This window comes from Pseudomonas sp. S2_H01 (assembly GCF_054668305.1).
The window spans coordinates 5517752-5539610 of sequence record NZ_CP162756.1 but is presented as its reverse complement, the minus strand read 5'-3'; the positions used below and the strand labels follow the sequence as shown (position 1 = coordinate 5539610).

Here is a 21859-nt window from a genome sequence, read left to right as displayed (position 1 = left end):
TCATTCTCCATCAGACAAGTTCAACAGCCCGCGCAAGCCTTGAAGCGGGACCGACAACCAAGTCGGCCGATTCTCAGCCTCGTAGGCCACTTCATAAGCGGCTTTTTCCAGGGTGAACAACGCCAGTGCAGCGGCCTCTCCCTTGGCATCTTTCCAGGCGTGCGCGACGTCGGCGGTGGCGTTCTTGTAGCCATCGAGGAACGCTGCGCGCGCCTGACTCAAATACGTTTCAGCGACATGTTTACGCGCTGCGGATGCCTCCGGCGAGGTGTCCGCGGACTGCGCGTTGCGCATCGCCATGGCGGCAGCGTAGTCGAAAGATCGCAGCACACCGCTGACATCTTTGAACGGGCTGTATTTGGCCCGTCGTTCCTGCAGCGCACGCGCCGGTTCCCCTTCGAAGTCAATCAGATACGCATCGCCCTTGACCACCAGCATCTGCCCCAGGTGCAAGTCACCGTGTACCCGCATCCGCAACCCACCGACCGACTGTTTCGCCAGGTTTTGCACCTGCGCCAACAGCGGTTTGCGTTTGCCCAGCAGTTCACTGACCAGTTGCTGGTCGGCGGGTTCCAGCGTATCGCGATGTTGCTCCAGCAGATCCAGCGCGCGCTCGACTTGCGCCGAGACGCTCTTCGCCGACGCCTGGCTGTCCTTGACGCTGGTCACCTCGGTTTTGAAGTCCGGATTGTCGGTCGGGGCGCTCAACACGACATGCATCTCACCCAGGCGCTGGCCCAGCAGTCCGGCAAAATCCTTGAGCTCCAACAGTGCATTGGCGTGTTGTTCCACGTTCGAATGACCGTGGGCCATTTCATCCCGCACCGCCCGCTCAAGGTTGTTCTGGGTCCATTCCCACGCGTCGCCCTGATTGCTCAAATACCCCTGAGCAATCATCAGCAGGTTGTTTTCTCCCTCGTTGTCCACGCGCACCACAGCGCCCAGCAACGGCGAGATGTGCTGATACCCGGCCTCGGTCAGGTAAGCACCCATTTCCAGCTCAGGGTGCGTGCCGGCGGCGACGCGGCGAATCATCTTCAGCACCACGCTGCTGCCGATCACCACTGAGCTGTTGGATTGCTCAGCCGACAGGTAGCGCACTTCGGATTCGTCGTTCAGTCCCAACGGCGCCAGTTTCGACGTCTGCTGGAATTGCAACTCCCCGTCGCTGGTCGCAAGGACAGTCTTGTCCTGCATGCCCTTGATCACTGCACGAATGAACGGCTCAAGCGTAAACGCATCGGTGATCAACCCGACCTGCCGCCCGCGACGGACGCGGGCAAGTGCCAGTTGTTGCGGCAAGGCGCTGCTGAAATCGTCTTCGGCGAGGAAACCGAAGGGCAGCTGATAACGGGCCACTTCACCGCCCGCCGTCACTTCGATCTCGCTCAGCATCACGGGGCGCTGGGCGGAGCCGAAACGCACGCCGTAGCGGATGTGAACATTGTCGATGGCCGTCCCTTTGCCGGCGAACCAGCGACGCTTGGGCAAGTAAACCGACAGCGACGTATGCTCCAGCGTCTGGCGCAGCGGTTCGTCCAGCAATTCTTCCAGACGTTGCTTGAGCACCAGGGTCGGAAAGTCCGGCATGCTCTCGGCGGGTTCGACGTGCCAACTGGGCATTTGATTCTCCGCGGCCAGCAGGAACCAGTAGAAGCCGTAAGGCGGCAACGTCAGCAGGTAGTTCAGCTGGCCAATAGGTGGGAAAGCGCTGCCGCCGAGCATTTCCACCGGCACGGTGCCGGCGTACTGAGAGAGCTCAAGCTCAGCCGCTTGGGAGGCCGACGAGACGTTGGCGACACACAGAATGATTTCGCTCTTGCCGTCAGGGCCGGTGTACTCACGGGTGTACGCCAGAATCCGGCGGTTGCTCGGCGAAAGCATTTTCAGCGTGCCACGGCCAAAGGCCTTCTGCTGCTTGCGCACGGCAAGCATGCGACGCGTCCAGTTCAGCAACGAATGCGGGTCGTGGTCCTGCGCTTCGACGTTGACCGACTGAAACCCGTAGAGCGGGTCCATGATCGGCGGGAGCACCAGGCTCGCGGGATTGGCGCGCGAAAACCCGCCGTTGCGGTCGATGGACCACTGCATGGGCGTGCGCACACCGTCACGGTCGCCCAGGTAAATGTTGTCACCCATGCCGATTTCGTCACCGTAATACAGGGTCGGTGTACCTGGCATGGACAACAACATGCTGTTGAGGAGCTCTACGCGACGACGGTCGCGTTCCAGCAAAGGCGCCAGACGGCGCCGGATGCCGAGGTTGATCCGCGCGCGGCGATCGGAGGCGTAGTAGTTCCACAGATAGTCACGCTCACGGTCGGTGACCATTTCGAGGGTCAGCTCATCGTGGTTGCGCAGGAAAATCGCCCACTGGCAGTTTTCCGGGATTTCCGGGGTCTGACGCAGGATGTCGGTGATCGGGAAACGGTCCTCCTGGGCCACGGCCATGTACATCCGAGGCATCAAGGGGAAGTGAAACGCCATGTGGCATTCATCGCCGTCCTTGCCCTTGCGATCACCGAAATACAGCTGGGTGTCCTCAGGCCACTGATTGGCCTCAGCCAGCAGCATGCGGTCAGGGTAATTGGCATCGATTTCGGCACGAATCTGCTTGAGCACGTTGTGCGTCTCTTGCAGGTTTTCGTTGTTCGTCCCGTCACGCTCGATCAAGTAAGGGATCGCGTCCAGCCGCAGACCATCAATGCCCATGTCCAGCCAGTAGCGCATCACTTCGAGCACCGCTTTCATGACCTGCGGATTGTCGAAGTTCAGGTCCGGCTGGTGGGAGTAAAAACGGTGCCAGAAATACTGACCGGCCACGGGATCCCAGGTCCAGTTGGATTTCTCGGTGTCGAGAAAGATGATTCGCGTGCCGTCGTACTTTTGATCGTCATCGGACCAGACATAAAAATCGCGAGCCTTGGAGCCTTTCTTGGCATGGCGGGCGCGCTGAAACCACGGATGCTGGTCGGAGGTGTGGTTGATGACCAGTTCGGTGATCACCCGCAACCCACGGTCGTGCGCTTCGGCGATGAATTTCTTCGCGTCGGCCATGGTTCCGTAATCGGTGTGCACGCCGCGGTAGTCGGCAATGTCATAGCCGTCATCGCGGCGCGGTGACGGGTAAAACGGCAGCAGCCAGATGGTGTTGACGCCCAATTGGGCGATGTAATCCAGTTTGGCAATCAGGCCCGGGAAATCGCCGATGCCATCGTCGTTGGAATCGAAATACGACTTCACATGAACCTGGTAGATCACCGCATCCTTGTACCAGAGCGGGTCATCGATAAAGGCAGCGTTGCGAGGCTTTTTTGCCATGACCACATCCTTCGAATTATGGGTTTGTGGTTCTGATCCGCCAGATACCAAACGGCTGGTAGGACGGATCGATGCGCATAAACTGCGTCTTGCCGTACCAGGTCCAGCTGTGCCCGGTCATCAGATCTTCGCCCAGTGTCGCGGCATCGTCTGGCAGGCCCATTTCCCACAGTGGCAACTCGAAACTCGCTTCCTGAACGTTGTGCGGATCGAGGCTGACGGCGACCAACACGAAATTGCTGCCATCGGCAGTGCGTTTGCCGAAATACAGGATGTTGTCGTTCCACGCGTTATAGATGCGCAGGCCCAGATGGGTCTGCAAGGCCGGGTTTTGCCGACGGATCCGGTTCAACTGCGCGATCTCGGCGATGATGTTGCCCGGTTGGGTGAAATCACGCGGACGAATCTCGTATTTCTCCGAATCCAGGTATTCCTCCTTGCCAGGCACAGGCGCCGACTCGCAGAGCTCGAAGCCCGAATACATGCCCCACAACCCCGAACCCATGGTCGCCAAGGCAGCCCGAATCAGAAAACCGGCACGGCCCGAGTCGTGCAGGAAATGCGGATTGATGTCGGGTGTGTTGACGAAGAAGTTCGGCCGGTAGCAGTCGCGCCATGGTGTCTGGTTGAGCTGGGTGAAGTACTCAGCCAGTTCTGCCTTGGTGTTGCGCCAGGTGAAGTAGGTGTAGCTCTGCGAATAACCGACCTTGCCCAATCGCGCCATCATGGCCGGTTTGGTGAACGCCTCGGCGAGGAACATCACGTCGGGATGCTGAGCGCGGACATCAGCGATCATCCACTGCCAGAACGGCAGAGGTTTGGTGTGTGGGTTGTCGACGCGAAAGATCTTCACACCCTCCTCGACCCAGCCCAGCACCACATCGCGCAGTTCCAGCCACAGGCTGGGAATGGCGTCCGGCGCGTAGAAATCGACGTTGACGATGTCCTGATATTTCTTCGGCGGGTTTTCCGCGTAACGAATGGTGCCGTCCGGCCGCCAAGAGAACCAGCCCGGGTGCTCTTTGAGCCACAAGTGGTCCTGGGAGCACTGAATGGCGAAGTCCAGGGCGATTTCCAGCCCATGCTCGGCCGCAGCAGCCACCAGGTTACGGAAATCTTCACGGGTGCCCAACTGCGGGTGAATGGCATCGTGACCGCCCTCAGCGCTGCCGATGGCATAAGGGCTGCCCGGGTCGTCAGGCCCTGCCGTCAGCGAGTTGTTCGGGCCTTTACGGTGCGCGCGACCGATAGGGTGAATCGGCGGGAAATACAGCACGTCAAAGCCCATGTCGCGAATCATCGGCAAGCGGCTGTGGACGTCATTGAAGGTGCCATGACGGCTCTTGTCGTCGGTGATCGAGCGCGGGAACAGTTCGTACCAGCTGGCGAACTGAGCCCGTTCACGCTCGACATCCAACGGGTATTCGAAGCTGCGACTCAGGAATGCGTGATTATCGGCGTGCGACATGATCGTCGCCGTCTCGCTGCTCAAGAGCAACGCCACCTGTGCCTCATGCTCCGTGTTCTGACCCAGGCGCTGCAGCACGCTGTCGATCTGCCCGCGAAGCTCATGCTGACTGCGCTCGGACGCGTGAACGAGATGAAGACGCCCTTCTTCCAGCTCAAGGCCAATGTCGACCCCGGCGGCGTATTTCTTTTCGAGCTCGTAGCGATAACTGGCGAACTGGTCGATCCAGGCTTCAAGGCGGAAAACATAGCGGCTCACCGACGTCGGCGTGAACTCGCCGATCCAGCTGTCGTTACCCAGGTCGCGCATGGGCGCCTTGTGCCATTGCTGCTCGTCGGCAGCGCGATAGCAAATGCGCACGGCCATCTTGTCGTGGCCGTCGGCAAACACCTTGCTGGTGACCGTCACTGGCTGCTCGATGATGGCCTTGGCCGCAAGCTGCCCGCCCTCGATCACCGGTTGCGTGTCTTCGATGACAATACGCGGCAATTGCAAGGCTTGAGTGAGGGGTAAAGGTTGGCTTGGGTGCGGTACATCGGTGGCCAGGGAATCAGGGCCGTATGGCTGATCAGCAGTCACATTCATCGAGCATCACTCCTCACGCCCCAGGGACGCTCCTCGTTGAGCGTCCGTTGCAAAACGTCTTATCCATAAAAAGGGAGCCACCGGATTGAACGCATCCCGACGTGGCAGCATAGGTTCCGAACGCCAGCCTTGGGGAAAAGTTCAAAGAGCTTGTGCGGCAAAAATCGATCCATTGCCAGCGTAGTCGTGGGTCGTCCATCCGTTTGGAAAACAAACGGGAAATCGCGCTGAATCATTCAAACCGCCTCGCTGTCGAAGCCAGCGAGCGCGTTGAAATGCGGCACTAATGCCTGTTCGAACCTGCGCTGAAGGAAGGTGAAGCAATGAACATTCCCATTCCCGCAGAAACGCCCGATCCGAATATCGACGACCCGGAATTGCCGGTCCCCAAACCCGAAGAGCCGCCTCCACCGACCATGCCGCCGGTGATTGAGCCACCCAAGGGCGACCCGCCTTCACAGGAACCACCCGCCATTCTCGGTGAGGATTTTCCTGAGTAACCATGCCGAGCAGTGACCATGGACGAAATGGGCGCGCCGAGGGTATCGGCGTGCTCAGGGTGGGTGCGAGTCGCCTCCGGTGTTGCGCTCCGGGTCTTTTTCCTTTTCTTGCGGTGAATCGAAACGTTCGACGATCAATGGCACGAGGCTGAAAATTCCGAGCGCCAGAATCGTACTGAGTACGGCGGTCGTTTCCCGCCCCATTCCTGCCGCAATACCGATGGCGGCGGTCATCCACAATCCCGCTGCCGTGGTCAGTCCTTTGACTTGATGGGTACTGAGCTTGTCGCCTTTGAGGATGGTGCCTGCACCGAGAAAGCCGATTCCCGCGACGATCCCCTGCACCACCCGGCTCAACGCCGCATCGTCGGCGCCTGCCAGTCGCGGAACCAGCACAAATAATGCCGCGCCCATGCACACCAGCATGTGCGTCCGCACCCCGGCCGCCTTGCCTTTGTGCTCGCGCTCGAAGCCCAGGATGCCGCCCAGCACTGCCGCAATGACCAAACGAACGGTCACCCGGGTCAATTGGGAGGCATCGGTGATGTCTGAAAATTCGGAGCGCAGGGTCTCGACGACTTCTTGCCACCAGGCATTCATTGGCAGTTCCTATAGGCTCAGTGCCTCTTCGCGGGCACATCGTTCAATGGACCGCACGGCCGTCGGCTCGTTCGCCGTAGCCCCGCCTTGTTCGGCTTGCTCGTGAAGGCGGCAGGTCAGACACGGCAGCTGTGGCTGACCCACCGCATTCGCTACCGTCGTAACCTCCGACGTCTCCTACAGGTTTTTGGGCGTCACTCGGATTCGTGGCTGACACAGACTCTGTAGGAGCCGGCTTGCTGGCGAATGCGTCAGGCCAGTCGACATCACCATTGGCTGACCCATCGCATTCGCTGCCGTCGTAACCTCCGACGTCTCCTACAGTTTTTTCGGCGTCGCTCAGATTCGTGGCTGACACAGACTCTGTAGGAGCCGGCTTGCTGGCGAAGGCGGCAGGTCAGCCGACGTCACCCTTGGCTGACCCATCGCATTCGCTGCCGTCGTAACCTCCGACGTCTCCTACAGGTTTTTCGGCGTCGCTCAGATTCGCGGCTGACACAGACTCTGTAGGAGCCGGCTTGCTGGCGAAGGCGTCAGGCCAGTCGACATCACCATTGGCTGACCCATCGCATTCGCTGCCGTCGTAACCTCCGACGTCTCCTACAGTTTATTTGGCGTCACTCGGATTCGCGCCTGACACAGACTCTGTAGGAGCCGGCTTGCTGGCGAAGGCGTCAGGCCAGTCGACATCACCCTTGGCCGACCCACCGCATTCGCGGCCGTCGTCACCTCCGACGTCTCCTACAGGTTTTTCGGCGTCACTCGGATTCGTGGCTGACACAGACTCTGTAGGAGCCGGCTTGCTGGCGAATGCGGTGGGTCATCTGACGTGTTCATCACTGACCCACCGCATTCGCTGCCGTCGTAACCTCCGACGTCTCCTACAGTTTATTTGGCGTCACTCGGATTCGCGCCTGACACAGACTCTGTAGGAGCCGGCTTGCTGGCGAATGCGGTGGGTCATCTGACGTGTTCATCACTGACCCACCGCATTCACGGCCGTCGTAAACTCCGACGGCTCCTGCAGAGCTTTCAGCGCTCTTGAGGTTTGCGCAGGCTCGCCACAGGCCTACCCACTGTCGGAACGGGGAAACGATTCGCTTGTCTTCGCAGTCACAGCTTCACACCCCGTGAAGGAGTACGACCATGCCTCTGGAATTCGACAGCAGCCATCAACACTGCTCAGCGATGGTGGACGGCACGACCTACCGCAGCGCTGTCATCGACGTGGTGATCACCACCAATGACGCGACCCATATGTCCGAAGCGGACATCGGCGGCCGGAAGGTCCCGATCACCGAAGCAGAAGCCGATGCCTTGACCGTCTATAAGGCAAAGGACATGCGTCATCACACCATTGGCGTAGAACCCGGTGAAGACTCTCCGGTGATCTGATCTGCTGTTTATGGAAAAATCTGCACCTGTACTGAAACGGCATTCGCGCGCATAGTCCGGTCATTCCCGCCCGGTGGAGCATTGCTGCACCGCAGGCCTGACCGTCCAGCCGCGAGCCCCTTAATGAAGCGTTATGAAAAGTTTGCCGACGATATCGCCGAGCTGATCCGCTCGGGTGTGCTTGCGGCGGGTCAACGCGTGCCGTCAGTGCGCTACGCGAGTCAGACCCACGGCATCAGCCCTTCCACTGTTTTTCAAGCCTATTACCTGCTCGAGCGGCGCGGCCTGATCCGCGCCCGCCCGAGGTCAGGCTATTTCGTCAATGACAGCTTCGCCAGCGAGACCTTCGCTGCGCAGCGCTTCGAGCTTGCCCCCGTCCTCGAACCGTCGCAGGAACCACAGGTCAGCGAGTCCACGGAAGTCGATGTCAGTGAACTGGTGTTCTCGGTATTGGAGTCCATCAAGGACCCCAATACGGTGCCGTTTGGTTCGGCGTTCCCCAGCGCTGGCCTGTTCCCGCTGCAACGCCTGGCGCGCTCATTGGCCAGTGCCACCCGCGACATGGACCCGAGGATGGTGGTCAGCGACCTGTCGCCGGGCAACCCGACGCTGCGCCGACAAATTGCCTTGCGTTACATGGTGGCGGGTCAGATGCTGCCCATGGAAGAACTGCTGATCACCAATGGCGCACTGGAAGCCCTGAATCTGTGCCTGCAGGCCGTGACCGAGCCCGGCGATTTGGTGGCCATCGAAGCGCCCGCGTTCTACGCCTGCCTGCAGGTGCTGGAACGGCTGAAACTCAAGGCGGTTGAAATACCGGTGCACCCGCAAACCGGCATCGACCTTGCCGTCCTTGAGCAAACGCTGGAACGTTATCCGGTCAAGGCCTGCTGGAGCATGACCAGCTTTCAGAACCCGACTGGGGCAACGGTTTCGGAATCACGCAAGCGCGAACTTGTCGAACTGCTGCGCAAGCATGACGTGCCGCTGATCGAAGACGACGTCTACGCCGAGCTGTATTACGGGCAGCATGCCCCAAAACCGGCGAAGGCATTCGATACGGAAGGGCTGGTTTTGCACTGCGGCTCCTTTGCCAAGAGCCTGGCACCGGGTTACCGCGTGGGCTGGGTGGCGGCGGGACGCTACGCGCAGAAAGTCGAGCGACTGAAACTGATGACATCGCTGTGCGCATCAATGCCCGCACAAGCCGCCATCGCCGACTACCTGCAGCACGGCGGCTATGACCGTCATCTGCGTAAACTGCGCAACAGCCTGGAAGACCAGTTGCGGGCCATGCTGGGCGCGGTCGCGCGTTATTTCCCCCCGCAGACCCGCGTCAGCCAGCCGTCAGGCGGTTACTTCCTGTGGCTGGAGCTGCCTGAGCAGATTGATTCGTTGAAGGTGTTTAACGTGGCGCTTGCCCAAGGTATCAGCATTGCGCCAGGCCCGATGTTCTCGCCCACCCGACGCTTCAAGAACTGCATCCGCCTCAACTACGGCAGCCCATGGAGCGACACTTCGGAACGGGCGATGGAGACGCTGGGGAAGATCATTCGCTCGATGCTGGGTTAGCCGATGGTGGTTGCAGCGCCGATGTCTGGATCGGGTCGAAGGCCGAGCGTTTCTCAACCCGGGAAATGCAGACATCCGCACAACCGGCCTGTCAGCGACCGCCGCCCAAATCAATGAACGAACCCGTCGAATACGAGGCCTTGTCCGACAGCAGCCACAAAATCGCCTCGGCCACTTCATCGGCCAGTCCGCCGCGCCCCATCGGAATGGTCGGTTCGAGCTTGCTCACGCGCTGGGGATCCCCGCTCAACGCATGGAACTCGGTGAAGATGTAACCCGGACGCACGGCATTCACACGAACGCCCTCGCCCGCGACTTCCTTGGCCAAGCCAATGGTGAAGGTGTCCAGCGCGCCTTTGGAGGCAGCGTAATCGACGTATTCACCCGGCGAACCCAGTCGCGCGGCCACCGATGACACGTTGACGATGCTGCCACCGTGGCCGCCGTGGCGCGGCAACATGCGCAGCAATGCGTGCTTGCTGCACAGCATCGGCCCCACCACGTTGCTCATCATGATCTTGAGCATACGGAATTCGGACATGGCGTCGACCCGCGAGGCCTCGCCCACTGTCCCGGCATTGTTGACCAAGGCAGTCAGACGCCCCATTTCAGAATCCACGCGGGAAAACAGTCGAATGATTTCGTCTTCGTTGCTGACATCGGCCTGAACCGCGATGGCGTAACCGCCCGCCTCGCGAATCTGTCCGCAGATGCGCTCGGCCGAAGCATGGTCAGAAAGATAATTGATGCAGACGCGATATCCCTGCGATGCCGCCAGAACTGCCGTGGCTGCGCCAATACCTCTGGAGCCGCCAGTGATGAGGAGGTTTTTATCCATGGGTGTTTCCGACTCTATGCTCTTGCTTTTAGTGTTGTGCAAAGCGTGAAACGTCAAAGCGTGCTCTCGGATACGCGGTTCTGCGCCGCGCTAATATCCGCCATGAAGCGGTCCGCTGGCAATGGATGCCCCAGCAGATAACCCTGCAACGAGTCGCAGCCCAAGTGGGTCAGGAAACTTTGCTGACTGCTGGTCTCCACGCCCTCTGCCACGATGCGCAAATTCAGCGCCTGCCCCAGCGCCACGATGGCCGAGACAATGGCGGCATCGTCGCTGTCATTCTCCAGATCGCGGACAAACCCACGGTCGATTTTCAGTTCATTGGCGGGCAAGCGCTTGAGGTACATCAGGCTGGAGTAACCGGTGCCAAAATCGTCGATCGACAAATCCACGCCCATGTCCGACAGCTGCTGCAGCACCATCATGCTCGCATCGGCATCGCTCATGGCCGTGGTTTCAGTAATCTCCAACGTGAGGCAATTGGCGGGCAAACCATGCGCCGCAAGCGATTGCGCGACGTTTTTCACCAGCCCCGCGTGGGAGAACTGCAACGCCGACAGGTTCACTGCAATGCGCCAGTGCGTGTAGCCGGCGTCAAACCAGACGCGCATTTGTCGACAGGCTTCGTTGAGCACCCACTCGCCGAGGTTGATAATCAGACCGGTCTTTTCCGCCAGCCCGATGAATTTATCCGGCATCAACAGGCCGTGCTCCGGGTGATTCCAGCGCACCAGCGCCTCTGCACCGACGGGCTCTCCCGTACCGGCGGCGAACTTGGGCTGGTAGTGCAGGCAGAACTGGCCTTCACGCAGCCCGACGCGAAGGTCCTGAAGCAATTGCAACTGGTTACGCGCGTTGGTGTTCATCGACGCATCAAAGAAGCTGTAGCCGTTCTTGCCGGCACTTTTGGCGTGGTACATCGCCGCATCCGCGTTCATCAACAGCTCCTGCTGTGTACGCCCGTTGCCAGGATACAGACTGATGCCGATGCTGACCGTCACCTGGAGATCATGGTCCTGGACGGTGAACGGCTTGCCCACCAAGGCGACTTGACGCGAAGCGACGGTCGTTGCATCGTCGATCTCCTCGAGTTCGACCAGCAAGACGAATTCGTCGCCGCCGATGCGCGCCAGGGTGTCATGGCGATGGAAGTTATCGCGCATGCGCAACGCGACTTCCCGCAGCAGTTGATCCCCGACATGGTGGCCGAAGGCATCGTTGACTGGTTTGAAGCCGTCCAGGTCCATGAACATCAAGGCGAACAGGCCGCCTTGGGAATCGACCTTGCGCATCGCTTGTTCGATACGGTCGGCCAGCAGAATCCGGTTGGGCAATCCGGTCAGGGTGTCGTGCAAGGCCAGTTGGGTCAGCTCCCTATTCGCCTCGCTCAGCGACTCCGCCAGTTGCGCGGTGCGGGCTTCCAGGCGGGCGTCCAGAACCGACGTGAGCAAGGTGATGGTTAGCACGGCAAGGGTGGTGACCAGGACCAGTTTATCCAGCCCGTCCGTGCGCAGGCCGTTCACGGCGGCGCCGCAGAAACTGCCTTCAGGGAAATTCGCGGCGGCCATGCCGGTGTAATGCATACCGACGATGGCGAACCCCATGATCACCGCAGCCCCGCCACGGGCCAGCCGCACGTACGGCGTTTCCTTGCGCAGACGCAACGCGATACACAGCGCCGCGGCCGACGCCGTGACCGCGATGGCCAGGGACAGACCAAACAGCGTCGGGTCGTAATCAATACCCGGTTGCATGCGCAGTGCAGCCATGCCGGTGTAATGCATGGTGCTGATGCCCGTGCCCATTGCGAAGGCGCCGAACAGGACATGCAGCAAAGGGACATGTCGGTGGCTGACCAGCCACAGGGCGAAGCCTGATGACAGAATGGCAACTGCCAGCGACATCAGCGTGAGGCTGAGATCGAAACCGAGGTCAATGGGTAACTTGAACGCCAGCATGCCGATGAAGTGCATGGACCAGATGCCGATGCCCATCGACAGCGCGCCGCCGCAGATCCACATGATCTTCGCCCGGCCGAGGGCCGTGGCCACTCTTCCCGCCAGATCAAGCGCGGTGTAGGAAGCAAGCATGGCCACCAGAATGGAAACCAGGACCAGCGACAACGTGTAGTGTCCAATCAGCATGGGGCGAGACTCATGACTCAACCAGATAAGGCTTCACAGCCCTGGAATAGGGCGGCGATTGTACCCAATCCGCCAAGAATGTTCGCGGCAGCCCGTCGAAATTATGGCAAATAGCCTTTATTCATGATCAGCGTCTGGATATCTCGGGTTCATGCGTCAGGCCGGTTTCGGCATTCCAGCCACCCCCCAATGCCGCGATCAACTGAACGCTGGCAATCAGCCGGCTTTGCAGCAATGTCAGCACACTGCGCTCATTGCTCAACGCTGTGGTTTGCACGTTGACGACATCTAGATAGCCAATCAAACCGGCCTTGTACTGATTACTGGTCAGACGCAGGGAATCGCGGGCGGCGTCCAGTGCCTCTTTGCGCACCCCGGCTTCCTGCTCATAGACGCGCAATTGCGCCATGTAGTCTTCCACTTCCTTGAAACCGTCCAGGACGGTCTGACGGTATTGCGCAACGGTTTGGTCATAGAACGCTTCGGTGCGATCCACTTCGGCCGCGCGCTGACCGCCATCGAACAGGGTCATGGCCAGTTGCGGCCCAACCGACCAGAACCGGTTCGGCAGGCTGATCCAGTTGCTGAAGGTACTGCTGCTGTAACCACCATTCATGCTCAGCGTCAGGTCCGGGTAATACGCCGCTTTCGCCACGCCGATATTGGCATTCGCGGCCATCACCGACCGTTCGGCCGCTGCAATGTCCGGACGGCGCTCAAGCAACTGCGAGGGCAACTGCACCGGAATCTGCGGCAAGGCAGGGACGCTGGTGGTGGGCGCCAGGCTGAAGTCGGCAGGCGCCTGCCCCATCAGGACCGCAATTGCGCTTTCAAACTGCGCGCGCTGCCACGCCAGGTCGATGAGGTCGGCTTGCGTGCTTTTCAACTGGGTTTGCGCCTGAGCCACCGCATCGCGCCCGGAAACGCCCGCCCGGTACTGGTTTTGCGTCAATTTGAGCGAGCGCTCATAGGTATCGACCGTGGCTTCCAGCAAACGCTTTTGCTCGTCGATGACACGCAGTTGCAAGTAGTTTTGCACCAGTTGCGATTGCAGACTCAGCTGCATCGAGGCGAGATCCGCCAGGCTTGCCTGAGCACTGGCCTTGTCCGCCTCCAGTCCGCGTCGCAGCTTGCCCCAGATGTCCGCCTCCCAGCTGACGCCCAGTTGCGCGTTGTAGGTGTCACGAATCCCGCTGCTGGAGCTGCTGAGGCTGGAACTGCTGCTGCCGGTGCCCTGGCTTGAGCGATTCTTGCTGGTGGTCAGGTCCAGCGTCGGGAAGAACGCGCCCCGTGCACTGCGCACCAGCGCCGCCGCCTGACGGTATTGCGCTTCGTACTGCGCGACCGTCTGGTTTGAGGTGTTGAGTTTCTCCACCAGACCGTTCAGTTGCGCATCGCCATAGATCTCCCACCACGCGCCGCGTGCAATCGCGTCACTCGGATTGGCCTGGGTCCAGCCTTCGGCTTGCTTGAAGTGCGCGGGCGTCGGCATGTCCGGCTTTCTATAGTCCGGGCCCACCGCACACGCGCTGAGCAGCAGCGCGCACAAGGCCACCGCGAAGGTGCGCTGCAAAGGCAGCAATCGCTGGGGTACAGAAACGTTCGGACGATGGGTCATAGCGGAGTTTCCAGGGCAGCATCCGTTCGCACGCCGCGCCATTTATTGACGCGATGCCGCAAACGGTCGAGATAAAGGTAAACCACAGGCGTGGTGTAGAGCGTCAGAATCTGGCTGAGGATCAAGCCGCCGATGATGGTCAGGCCCAGAGGACGGCGCATTTCCGCGCCTTCGGCACTGCTCAGCAGCAATGGCACGGCACCGAGGATCGCCGCCAGCGTGGTCATCAGAATCGGCCGCAGCCGCTGCAGGCAGGCATTGCGGATGGATTCCAGTGGCGACATGCCGCTGCCTCGCTCCAGCTGCAAGGCCAGGTCGATCATCAGAATGGCGTTCTTTTTCACCACGCCGATCAACAGAAACAGCCCCAGCAGCGAGATCAGGCTGAACTGCCCGCCGGTAAGATAGATGCTTAGCAGCGCACCGACACCGGCCGACGGCAGCGTCGACAGAATGGTCAGCGGGTGCACATAGCTCTCGTAAAGAATGCCAAGGACCAGGTAGACCGCCACCAATGCCCCGAGGATCATCCACGGCTGGCTTTTCTGCGTGGCGGCAAAGGCATCGGCGGTGCCCGCCATTTTCGCAATCACATCTTCGGGCAACCCTACCGCAGCCACGGCACGCTCGATGGCCGCCGTGGCTTGATCCAGCGTCACGCCATCGGCGAGGTCGAAGGAGATGTTGTCCGAGGCGAACTGCCCGTCGTGATTGACCCGGTCATCCTCAAGACTGCGTTCGTAGTGGGCGATGGTCGACAGCGGTACGCGCGCGCCGTCTGCGGTGATCACCTGAACCTGCTCCAGCGTGACCGGGTCGAGCGCGTACTTGGGATTGACCTCCATCACCACCTGATACTGGTTCAGCGGGTCATAGATGGTGGACACCTGACGCTGGCTGTAGGCGTTGTTCAGCACCGTGGTGACCATGTTCATGTCGATGCCCAGGCGCTTGGCTGCGTCGCGGTCGACCATCAATGTCACCTGCTGCGTACCGCCGCCGTCATGAGCATCAATGGCCGTCAGTTCCTTGAGCGACTTCAATGCGGTGACCACTTTCGGGTACCACAGACGCAGGCTCTCCAGATCGCCGCTCTGCAGGATGTACTGGTATTGCGAGGAGGTCTGCTCGCGCCCGCCGCCCAGTTGCAGGTCCTGGTCCGGCTGCAGGAACAGGCGTCCGCCCGGAACCTGAGGCATCTCCTTGCGCAGACGCTCGACCACTTGCTCGGCGCCGATCTTGCGCTCGGCAATGGGCTTCAGCCGCACGATGATGAACGCATTGCCCGTGCCGCCGTTGCCGCCGATGAAACCGGCGACGCTTTCCACCGCCGGGTCCTTGAGGATCGCGTTGCGAAACACGTCCATTTTCGGCTGCATGACCGAAAACGAAAGGCCATCGTCCCCGCGCACGAAGCCCATCAACTGGCCGGTGTCCTGCTGCGGCAGAAACGTCTTCGGCACGACCACGTACAACACGATGTTCACGCCGATGGTGAGCAGCAGGGTCAGCAGGGTCAGGCGGCGATGACGCAGCGCCCAGCCGAGGCTGCGGTCATAGCCGGCGACCATGCGATCGTTGACGCGCTGGCTCCAGCGCTGCAAGCGGTTTTCCGTGCCGGGCACATGGGGCTTGAGCCAGCGGGCGCAGAGCATGGGCGTCAGGGTCAACGAGACGATCAGCGACACCACGATCGACGCTGACAGCGTGATCGAGAACTCACGGAACAGGCTTTCCACCAAGCCGCCCATAAACAGAATCGAGATGAACACCGCCACCAGCGACACGTTCATAGACAGCAGCGTAAAACCGACCTCCTGCGCGCCGAGATAGGCCGCTTTCATGGGCGGCACGCCTTCGTCGATGTGCCGGGAGATGTTCTCCAGCACCACAATGGCGTCGTCCACCACCAAACCCGTGGCGAGGATCAGCGCCATCAGCGACAGATTGTTCAGCGAGAACCCGCACAGGTACATGATCGCGAACGTGCCGACCAGGGACACCGGTACGGCCAGCGTCGGAATCAGCGACGCGCGGAAGTTACCCAGGAACAGGAACACCACGATGATCACCAGCACCACGGCAATGAGCAGCGTCATTTCGGCTTCGTGCAACGTGGCCTTGATCACCGGTGAGCGGTCCATGGCCAGGTCCAGCTTGACGCTGGACGGCAGCACCGCCTGCAACGCGGGCAACTGAGCCTTGATCGCTGCGACGGTCTCGATGATGTTGGCACCCGCCTGACGGTTGATGACCAGCAGCACCGCCGAATTTTTGTTGAAGAAGCCGCTGTTGTAACGGTCCTCGACCGAATCCTTGACCTTCGCCACGTCTTTGAGCCGCAGTGCGGCACCGTTCTGATAGCGAATGATCAGCGGCTCGTAATCCTTGGCTTTTTCCAGCTGATCGTTGGCCTGCACCTGCCAGTTATGGTCGGCATTCTCGACGAACCCTTTGGGCCGACGCACATTGGAGCCGGAAATCGTCGTGCGCACCTCGTCCAGCGATACGCCGTACTGATCGAGCAACTTGGGTTCGAGCTCGACCCGCACCGCGGGCAACGAACTGCCACCAATCTGCACTTCGCCGACGCCGTTCACCTGGGACAGGCTCTGCGACAGAATCGTCGATGCCAGGTCATACAGCTGGCCTTTCTCCAGCACGTCCGAGGTCAACGACAGCACCATGATCGGCGCCTGGGACGGGTTGACCTTTTTGTAGGTCGGCATGCTGCGCATCCCGCTCGGCAGCAGATTGCGCGAGGCATTGATTGCCGCCTGCACTTCACGGGCCGCACCGTTGATGTCGCGGTCCATGTCGAATTGCAGAATCACCCGCGTCGTGCCCTGACTCGAACGGCTGCTCATGGTGTTGACCCCGGCAATGGTGCCCAGGGATCGCTCCAACGGTGTCGCCACGCTGGACGCCATGATTTCCGGGCTGGCACCTGGCAACGAGGCCGTGACCACGATCACCGGAAAGTCCATGTTCGGCAGCGGCGACACCGGCAGGAGGCCGAAACTCATGCCGCCCAGCAGCATGATCGCCAGGCTCAGCAACATCGTCGCCACCGGCCTGCGGATGAAAGGGGCCGAGAGGTTCATGGGCGACCGTTCCAGGCCGAAAGCTTCAAGCTGCAAGCAAGAGCAAACGCCCACGCGTGCGCAGTTCTGCTTCTCGCTTGCTGCTTGACGTTTGAAACGTGCAACCGACCGGTCATACCGCCACCTCGGTCTTGCCCGAACGGCGGAACCGGCGCCCCATGCGATCGAAGTACAGATAAATGACCGGCGTGGTGAACAGCGTCAGCACCTGACTGACCAGCAAGCCACCGACCATAACCAGGCCCAGGGGCTGGCGCAACTCGGCACCGGACCCGGTGGCGAACATCAGTGGAATCGCGCCGAACAGCGCTGCCAAGGTGGTCATCAGGATCGGCCGGAACCGCAGCAGGGCCGCTTCGTAAATGGCGGTCTGCGGATCAACGCCGCGGTTGCGCTCAGCGTCCAGCGCAAAGTCGATCATCATGATCGCGTTTTTCTTCACGATGCCGATCAACAGGATGATACCGATGATCGCGATCATGCCCAAATCATTGCCGCTGAGGATCAACGCCAGCAAGGCACCAATCGCCGCCGAAGGCAGGGTCGAGAGAATGGTGATCGGATGGATGTAGCTCTCGTACAGCACGCCCAGCACGATGTACATGGTCACCACGGCGGCCAGCACCAGCAACAAGGTGCTGGACAGCGAGGCCTGAAAGGCTTCGGCAGCACCCTGGAATTCAGTCTGCACGCCGATCGGCATGCCGATGTCTTTCTGCACCTGCTCGATCACCTCAACCGCCTGCCCCAGCGCCACGCCAGGCGCCAGGTTGAACGACATCATCACCGCCGGGAACTGGCCGATGTGAGTGATGGCGAGCTGCGCCTGACGCTGCTCGACCTTCGCCAGGCTCGACAGTTTGACCTGCCCCCCATCGGTGGTCTTGACGTGGATCTGGTCCAGCGCCTGCGGACCGAGGTCGCTCGCCGCAGCCGCCTGCAGCACGACACGGTACTGGCTAGCCTGGGTGTAGATGGTGGAGATCTGCCGCTGGCCGAACGCGTCGTACAACGCGTCGGTGATGTTGGCCACCGTCACACCCAGACGACTGGCGGCGTCACGGTCGATGTTCAGGTACACCTGCAAGCCCTTGTCCTGAAGGTCACTGGCGACATCGGTCAGTTCGGTACGCGCGGCCAGTGCCTCCACCAGCTTGTTGCTCCAGAGACTCAGCAGTTCGGCGTCCGGCGACGACATGCTGAACTGATACTGCGTACGACTGACGCGGTCCTCGATCGTCAGGTCCTGCACCGGCTGCATGAACAAGCGGATGTCGGACAATTGATCGACCTGCGGCTGAATGCGTTGAATCACCTGGGTGGCGGTCAGGTCGCGCTGATTGTGAGGCTTGAGGTTGATCAGCATGCGACCGCTGTTCAGCGTTGCGTTATCGCCGTCGACCCCGATGTAAGACGACAGGCTGGCCACCGCAGGGTCTTGCAGGATGATATTCGCCAGCGCTTGCTGCCGCTCGCTCATGGAAGCAAACGACACCGATTGCGGCGCCTCGGAAATCCCCTGAATGACGCCCGTGTCCTGCACCGGAAAGAAGCCCTTCGGCACGGCCAGGTACAGCAACACGGTAATGCCCAGAGTGGCGATGGCGACCAGCAGGGTCAGCGGTTGATGCTTGAGCACCCATTGCAACTTGCGACCGTAGGCGCCGATCAGCCAGTCGATCCAGACACCGCTGGCGCGATAGAACCGTCCCTGCTCCTCTTCCCTGGGTTCACGCTTGAGCAGCCGGGCACACATCATCGGCGTCAGCGTCAGCGAAACCACCAGCGAAATCAGGATCGCTACCGCCAGGGTGATGGCGAACTCACGGAACAGCCGCCCGACCACATCCGCCATGAACAACAACGGGATCAAAACCGCGATCAAGGAGATGGTCAGCGAAATCAAGGTAAACCCGATCTGCCGCGCGCCTTTGAGCGCCGCCTGCAACGGGGTTTCACCCTCCTCCAGGTGCCGGGAAATGTTTTCCAGCATCACGATGGCATCGTCGACCACGAAACCGGTGGCGACGGTCATGGCCATCAAGGTCAGGTTGTTGACCGAAAAACCGGCGAGGTACATGACGCCGAAGGTGCCCACCAGCGACAGCGGCACGGCCACGGAAGGAATGATGGTGGCGCTCAGGCGCCGCAGAAACAGGAAGGTGACCAGCACGACCAGAACGATGGAAATCAGCAGTTCGTGCTGCACATCGCTGACCGAGGCGCGGATGGTTTGGGTACGGTCGGTCAACACCACCACGTCCAGACCAGCAGGCAGGTTATCGGTGATGCTCGGCAACAAGGCCTTGATCCGGTCGACCACTTCAATCACGTTGGCGCCGGGCTGACGCTGAATATTGAGCAGGACCGCCTGATTCTGGTTTGCCCACGCGGCAAGCCGTTCGTTTTCCGCGCCGTCGACAATCTGTGCGACGTCCTTGAGCCGCAGCGGGCCGCCGTTGTTGTAGGCCAGGATCAGGTTGGCGTATTCCTCGGGGGATTTGAGCTGGTCGTTGGCATCGAGCATCGACACCCGGGTCGGACCATCGAAATTACCTTTGGGCGTATTGACGTTGGACGCCGTGACCAGCGTGCGGACGTCCGACAGGTTCAGACCGTTGGCCGCCAAGGCGTCCGGGTTGACCTTGATCCGCACCGCCTGACGCTGGCCGCCGGCGATGCTGACCATGCCGACGCCGCTGATCTGCGCGATCTTCTGCGCCATGCGCGTATCGACCAGATCATTGAGTTTGGGCAGCAGCATGGTTTTGGAGGTAATCGCCAGGGTGAGCACGGGCGTGTCGGCCGGGTTGACCTTGTTATAGGTCGGCGGTGCCGGTAAATCGTTCGGCAACAGATTGGTGGCACCGTTGATGGCGGCCTGCACTTCCTGCTCGGCGACATCCATGTTGATGTCCAGGCTGAAGCGCAAGGTAATCACCGAAGCCCCGCCGGAACTGGTGGACGCCATCTGCGTGAGGCCTGGCATCTGCCCGAACTGGCGCTCCAACGGCGCGGTCACGGCACTGGTCATCACCTGCGGGCTGGCGCCGGGATACAACGTCATCACCCGGATGGTCGGATAGTCCACCTGGGGCAACGCCGACACCGGCAGCAAGGTGTAAGCGATCAGGCCGGCCAGCACGATGGCCAGCATGCTCAGCGTGGTCGCGACGGGCCTGAGAATGAACAGGCGTGACAGGTTCATACGTTGCCTTTTTTCGCGGTTGCGGCATTGGCCGACTCACCGGACGCCTTGTCCTTGGACGGCTGGCCCTGCAGTTTCTGCCCAGGCGTCACCGGCACGTCCTTGCTGTCGTTGACCACGTCCACGTCGCTGCCGTCCTTCAGGCGGTCGGTACCTTCCAGCACCACGCGATCGCCAGCGACCAGGCCTTCGGTCACGACCGTGGTGTTTTCATCGCTTGGCCCGGTTTTCAGCGAGCGAATGCGGACTTTCTTGTCGCCCTCCATCACGTACACGAAGGTGCCGTTGACGCCGAACTGAACCGATGCCGAAGGCACCAGCACCACATTTTTCAGGGTGGTCGCCAGAAGCCGCGCGTTGACGAACTGATTGGGGAACAGCGCTTCGTCGTCGTTATCAAAGCGCGCCTTGAACTTCAGCGTGCCGGTGGTGATGTCGATCTGGTTGTCGATGCTTGCCAGCACACCCTTGGCCTGCAATTTCACGTCACCACGGTCCCACGCCTCGACAGGCAGCTTGTCGCCGCTGCGGTAATGGCCGATCACGTCCGCGAGGTCTTTCTCCGGCAACGTGAAGTTGACGGTGATAGGCTTGGTTTGGGTGATGACCGCCAGGGCGGTGGTGTCGTTGGCGGCGACCAGGTTACCGACGTCCAGCTGACGGAGACCGATGCGGCCCGAGATCGGCGCCCGGATTTGCGTGAAGTCGAGGTTAAGCTTGGCGTCACCCACAGCCGCCTGATTGGTCTTGATGGTGCCCTGGTACTGTCCGACCAAGGACTCCGCGGTGTCGAGGGTCTGCTTGGCGATGCTGTCTTCTTTGTACAGGTCCCGATAACGCTGTACGTCGATTTGAGCATTCTTCAGCAACGCCTGGTTCTGCATCAGCGTGCCTTCGGCCTGTTGCAACGCAATCTGGTAGCTGCGTGGGTCGATCACTGCAAGCAGATCCCCCGCCTTGACCTGCTGACCTTCCTGGAAGTTGATCTTCATCAACTCACCGGCGACCCGACTGCGCACGTTGATGGTGTTCATCGCGGTCACGGTGCCCAGGGCCTTGTAGTAGATCGGGAAGTCACCGGTCGTTGCCGGCGCCACGCGCACCGGAACCGGGCCGGTGGACCCGCCAAAACCCGGGCGCTGGCCCGTCACTTTCCCCGCGCCGCCACTGCGGCTGGCGCCCTTGTGGGTCTGACCGGATTGCTGCGCGCTGGCATCCGTCTTGGCTGACGAGCCCGGCCAGTACCGCCAACAGACGCCTGCGACAATCAATAGGACCAGCAGGCTGATCAGCCAGCGGCGGGAGTTACGGGAACCAGACGATTGCATGAATAAGTCAACCAGTGTGCGCGTGAGCGTCTTCGGGAGGCTGAACAATAAGCATAGTTAGGTGCCAAGCAAAGGGCCTTTACCGGCAATTTACTGAGTGCTTACTTAGGTAAGGTGTTGACCTGCAAATAAAAACGGCCTGATCGAGTCAGGCCGCTTTGTGTTGCGAAGTATTGCC

The 21859-nt window shown here is 60.7% G+C and carries 12 protein-coding genes; 3 read left to right on the top strand and 9 right to left on the bottom strand.

Annotated elements, in window-relative coordinates; genetic code table 11:
* Both treS and AB4N84_RS24585 read right to left on the bottom strand, forming a co-directional pair.
* Positions 1-3321 carry a maltose alpha-D-glucosyltransferase gene (gene treS, locus AB4N84_RS24590; protein ID WP_460043623.1) on the bottom strand — a complete coding sequence of 1107 codons (3321 nt, stop codon included), beginning with the start codon at positions 3319-3321 and terminating at the stop codon, positions 1-3.
* Positions 3322-3337: 16 nt separating this feature from the next.
* Entirely contained in the window at positions 3338-5374 is a 2037-nt protein-coding gene (locus tag AB4N84_RS24585) for an alpha-1,4-glucan--maltose-1-phosphate maltosyltransferase (RefSeq protein ID WP_460043621.1), read from the bottom strand.
* A gap of 323 nt (positions 5375-5697) precedes the next feature.
* On the opposite strand from AB4N84_RS24585, the gene AB4N84_RS24580 reads away from it, so the two are divergent.
* Complete coding sequence (locus AB4N84_RS24580; RefSeq protein ID WP_167362035.1) at positions 5698-5874, top strand: hypothetical protein; 177 nt, start codon at positions 5698-5700, stop codon at positions 5872-5874.
* Between the two features lie 54 nt (positions 5875-5928).
* On the opposite strand, the gene AB4N84_RS24575 is transcribed toward AB4N84_RS24580, so the two are convergent.
* Complete coding sequence (locus AB4N84_RS24575) at positions 5929-6474, bottom strand: MgtC/SapB family protein (RefSeq protein ID WP_074751145.1); 546 nt, start codon at positions 6472-6474, stop codon at positions 5929-5931.
* Positions 6475-7620: 1146 nt separating this feature from the next.
* On the opposite strand from AB4N84_RS24575, the gene AB4N84_RS24570 reads away from it, so the two are divergent.
* A complete protein-coding gene (locus AB4N84_RS24570; RefSeq protein ID WP_460043620.1) occupies positions 7621-7869 on the top strand; it encodes a DUF3203 family protein in 249 nt (82 codons plus the stop codon).
* A 123-nt stretch (positions 7870-7992) separates the two neighbouring features.
* Positions 7993-9441, top strand: a complete 1449-nt coding sequence (gene mapR, locus AB4N84_RS24565) for a GntR family transcriptional regulator MpaR (RefSeq protein ID WP_460043619.1) — start codon at positions 7993-7995, stop codon at positions 9439-9441.
* 91 nt (positions 9442-9532) lie between these two features.
* Here mapR and AB4N84_RS24560 read toward each other — a convergent pair whose 3' ends face one another.
* The 6 genes from AB4N84_RS24560 to AB4N84_RS24535 form a co-directional block, all read right to left on the bottom strand.
* On the bottom strand, positions 9533-10279 hold the full coding sequence (locus AB4N84_RS24560; RefSeq protein WP_074751151.1) for an SDR family oxidoreductase: 747 nt from the start codon (positions 10277-10279) through the stop codon (positions 9533-9535).
* Between the two features lie 53 nt (positions 10280-10332).
* Positions 10333-12423 carry a putative bifunctional diguanylate cyclase/phosphodiesterase gene (locus tag AB4N84_RS24555; RefSeq protein WP_460043618.1) on the bottom strand — a complete coding sequence of 697 codons (2091 nt, stop codon included), beginning with the start codon at positions 12421-12423 and terminating at the stop codon, positions 10333-10335.
* Between the two features lie 127 nt (positions 12424-12550).
* Positions 12551-14041 carry an efflux transporter outer membrane subunit gene (locus AB4N84_RS24550; protein WP_460043616.1) on the bottom strand — a complete coding sequence of 497 codons (1491 nt, stop codon included), beginning with the start codon at positions 14039-14041 and terminating at the stop codon, positions 12551-12553.
* Entirely contained in the window at positions 14038-17145 is a 3108-nt protein-coding gene (locus tag AB4N84_RS24545) for an efflux RND transporter permease subunit (RefSeq protein ID WP_074751157.1), read from the bottom strand. Before AB4N84_RS24545 ends, AB4N84_RS24550 begins: the two co-directional genes overlap by 4 nt.
* A 112-nt stretch (positions 17146-17257) precedes the next feature.
* The gene (locus AB4N84_RS24540; RefSeq protein WP_074751159.1) at positions 17258-20353 is read right to left on the bottom strand and encodes an MdtB/MuxB family multidrug efflux RND transporter permease subunit; all 3096 of its coding nucleotides are present in this window, start codon (positions 20351-20353) and stop codon (positions 17258-17260) included.
* Positions 20350-21696 carry an MdtA/MuxA family multidrug efflux RND transporter periplasmic adaptor subunit gene (locus AB4N84_RS24535; RefSeq protein WP_460047127.1) on the bottom strand — a complete coding sequence of 449 codons (1347 nt, stop codon included), beginning with the start codon at positions 21694-21696 and terminating at the stop codon, positions 20350-20352. Before AB4N84_RS24535 ends, AB4N84_RS24540 begins: the two co-directional genes overlap by 4 nt.
* Positions 21697-21859: the final 163 nt, after the last annotated feature.

Excerpts from the sequence above, each read along its gene's own strand:
- mapR (WP_460043619.1), top strand. The coding sequence starts at position 7,993 with ATGAAGCGTTATGAAAAGTTTGCCGACGATATCGCCGAGCTGATCCGC.
- AB4N84_RS24545 (WP_074751157.1), bottom strand. The coding sequence starts at position 17,145 with ATGAACCTCTCGGCCCCTTTCATCCGCAGGCCGGTGGCGACGATGTTG.
- AB4N84_RS24550 (WP_460043616.1), bottom strand. The coding sequence starts at position 14,041 with ATGACCCATCGTCCGAACGTTTCTGTACCCCAGCGATTGCTGCCTTTG.
- treS (WP_460043623.1), bottom strand. The coding sequence starts at position 3,321 with ATGGCAAAAAAGCCTCGCAACGCTGCCTTTATCGATGACCCGCTCTGG.
- AB4N84_RS24580 (WP_167362035.1), top strand. The coding sequence starts at position 5,698 with ATGAACATTCCCATTCCCGCAGAAACGCCCGATCCGAATATCGACGAC.
- AB4N84_RS24570 (WP_460043620.1), top strand. The coding sequence starts at position 7,621 with ATGCCTCTGGAATTCGACAGCAGCCATCAACACTGCTCAGCGATGGTG.
- AB4N84_RS24560 (WP_074751151.1), bottom strand. The coding sequence starts at position 10,279 with ATGGATAAAAACCTCCTCATCACTGGCGGCTCCAGAGGTATTGGCGCA.
- AB4N84_RS24540 (WP_074751159.1), bottom strand. The coding sequence starts at position 20,353 with ATGAACCTGTCACGCCTGTTCATTCTCAGGCCCGTCGCGACCACGCTG.
- AB4N84_RS24585 (WP_460043621.1), bottom strand. The coding sequence starts at position 5,374 with ATGAATGTGACTGCTGATCAGCCATACGGCCCTGATTCCCTGGCCACC.
- AB4N84_RS24575 (WP_074751145.1), bottom strand. The coding sequence starts at position 6,474 with ATGAATGCCTGGTGGCAAGAAGTCGTCGAGACCCTGCGCTCCGAATTT.
- AB4N84_RS24555 (WP_460043618.1), bottom strand. The coding sequence starts at position 12,423 with ATGCTGATTGGACACTACACGTTGTCGCTGGTCCTGGTTTCCATTCTG.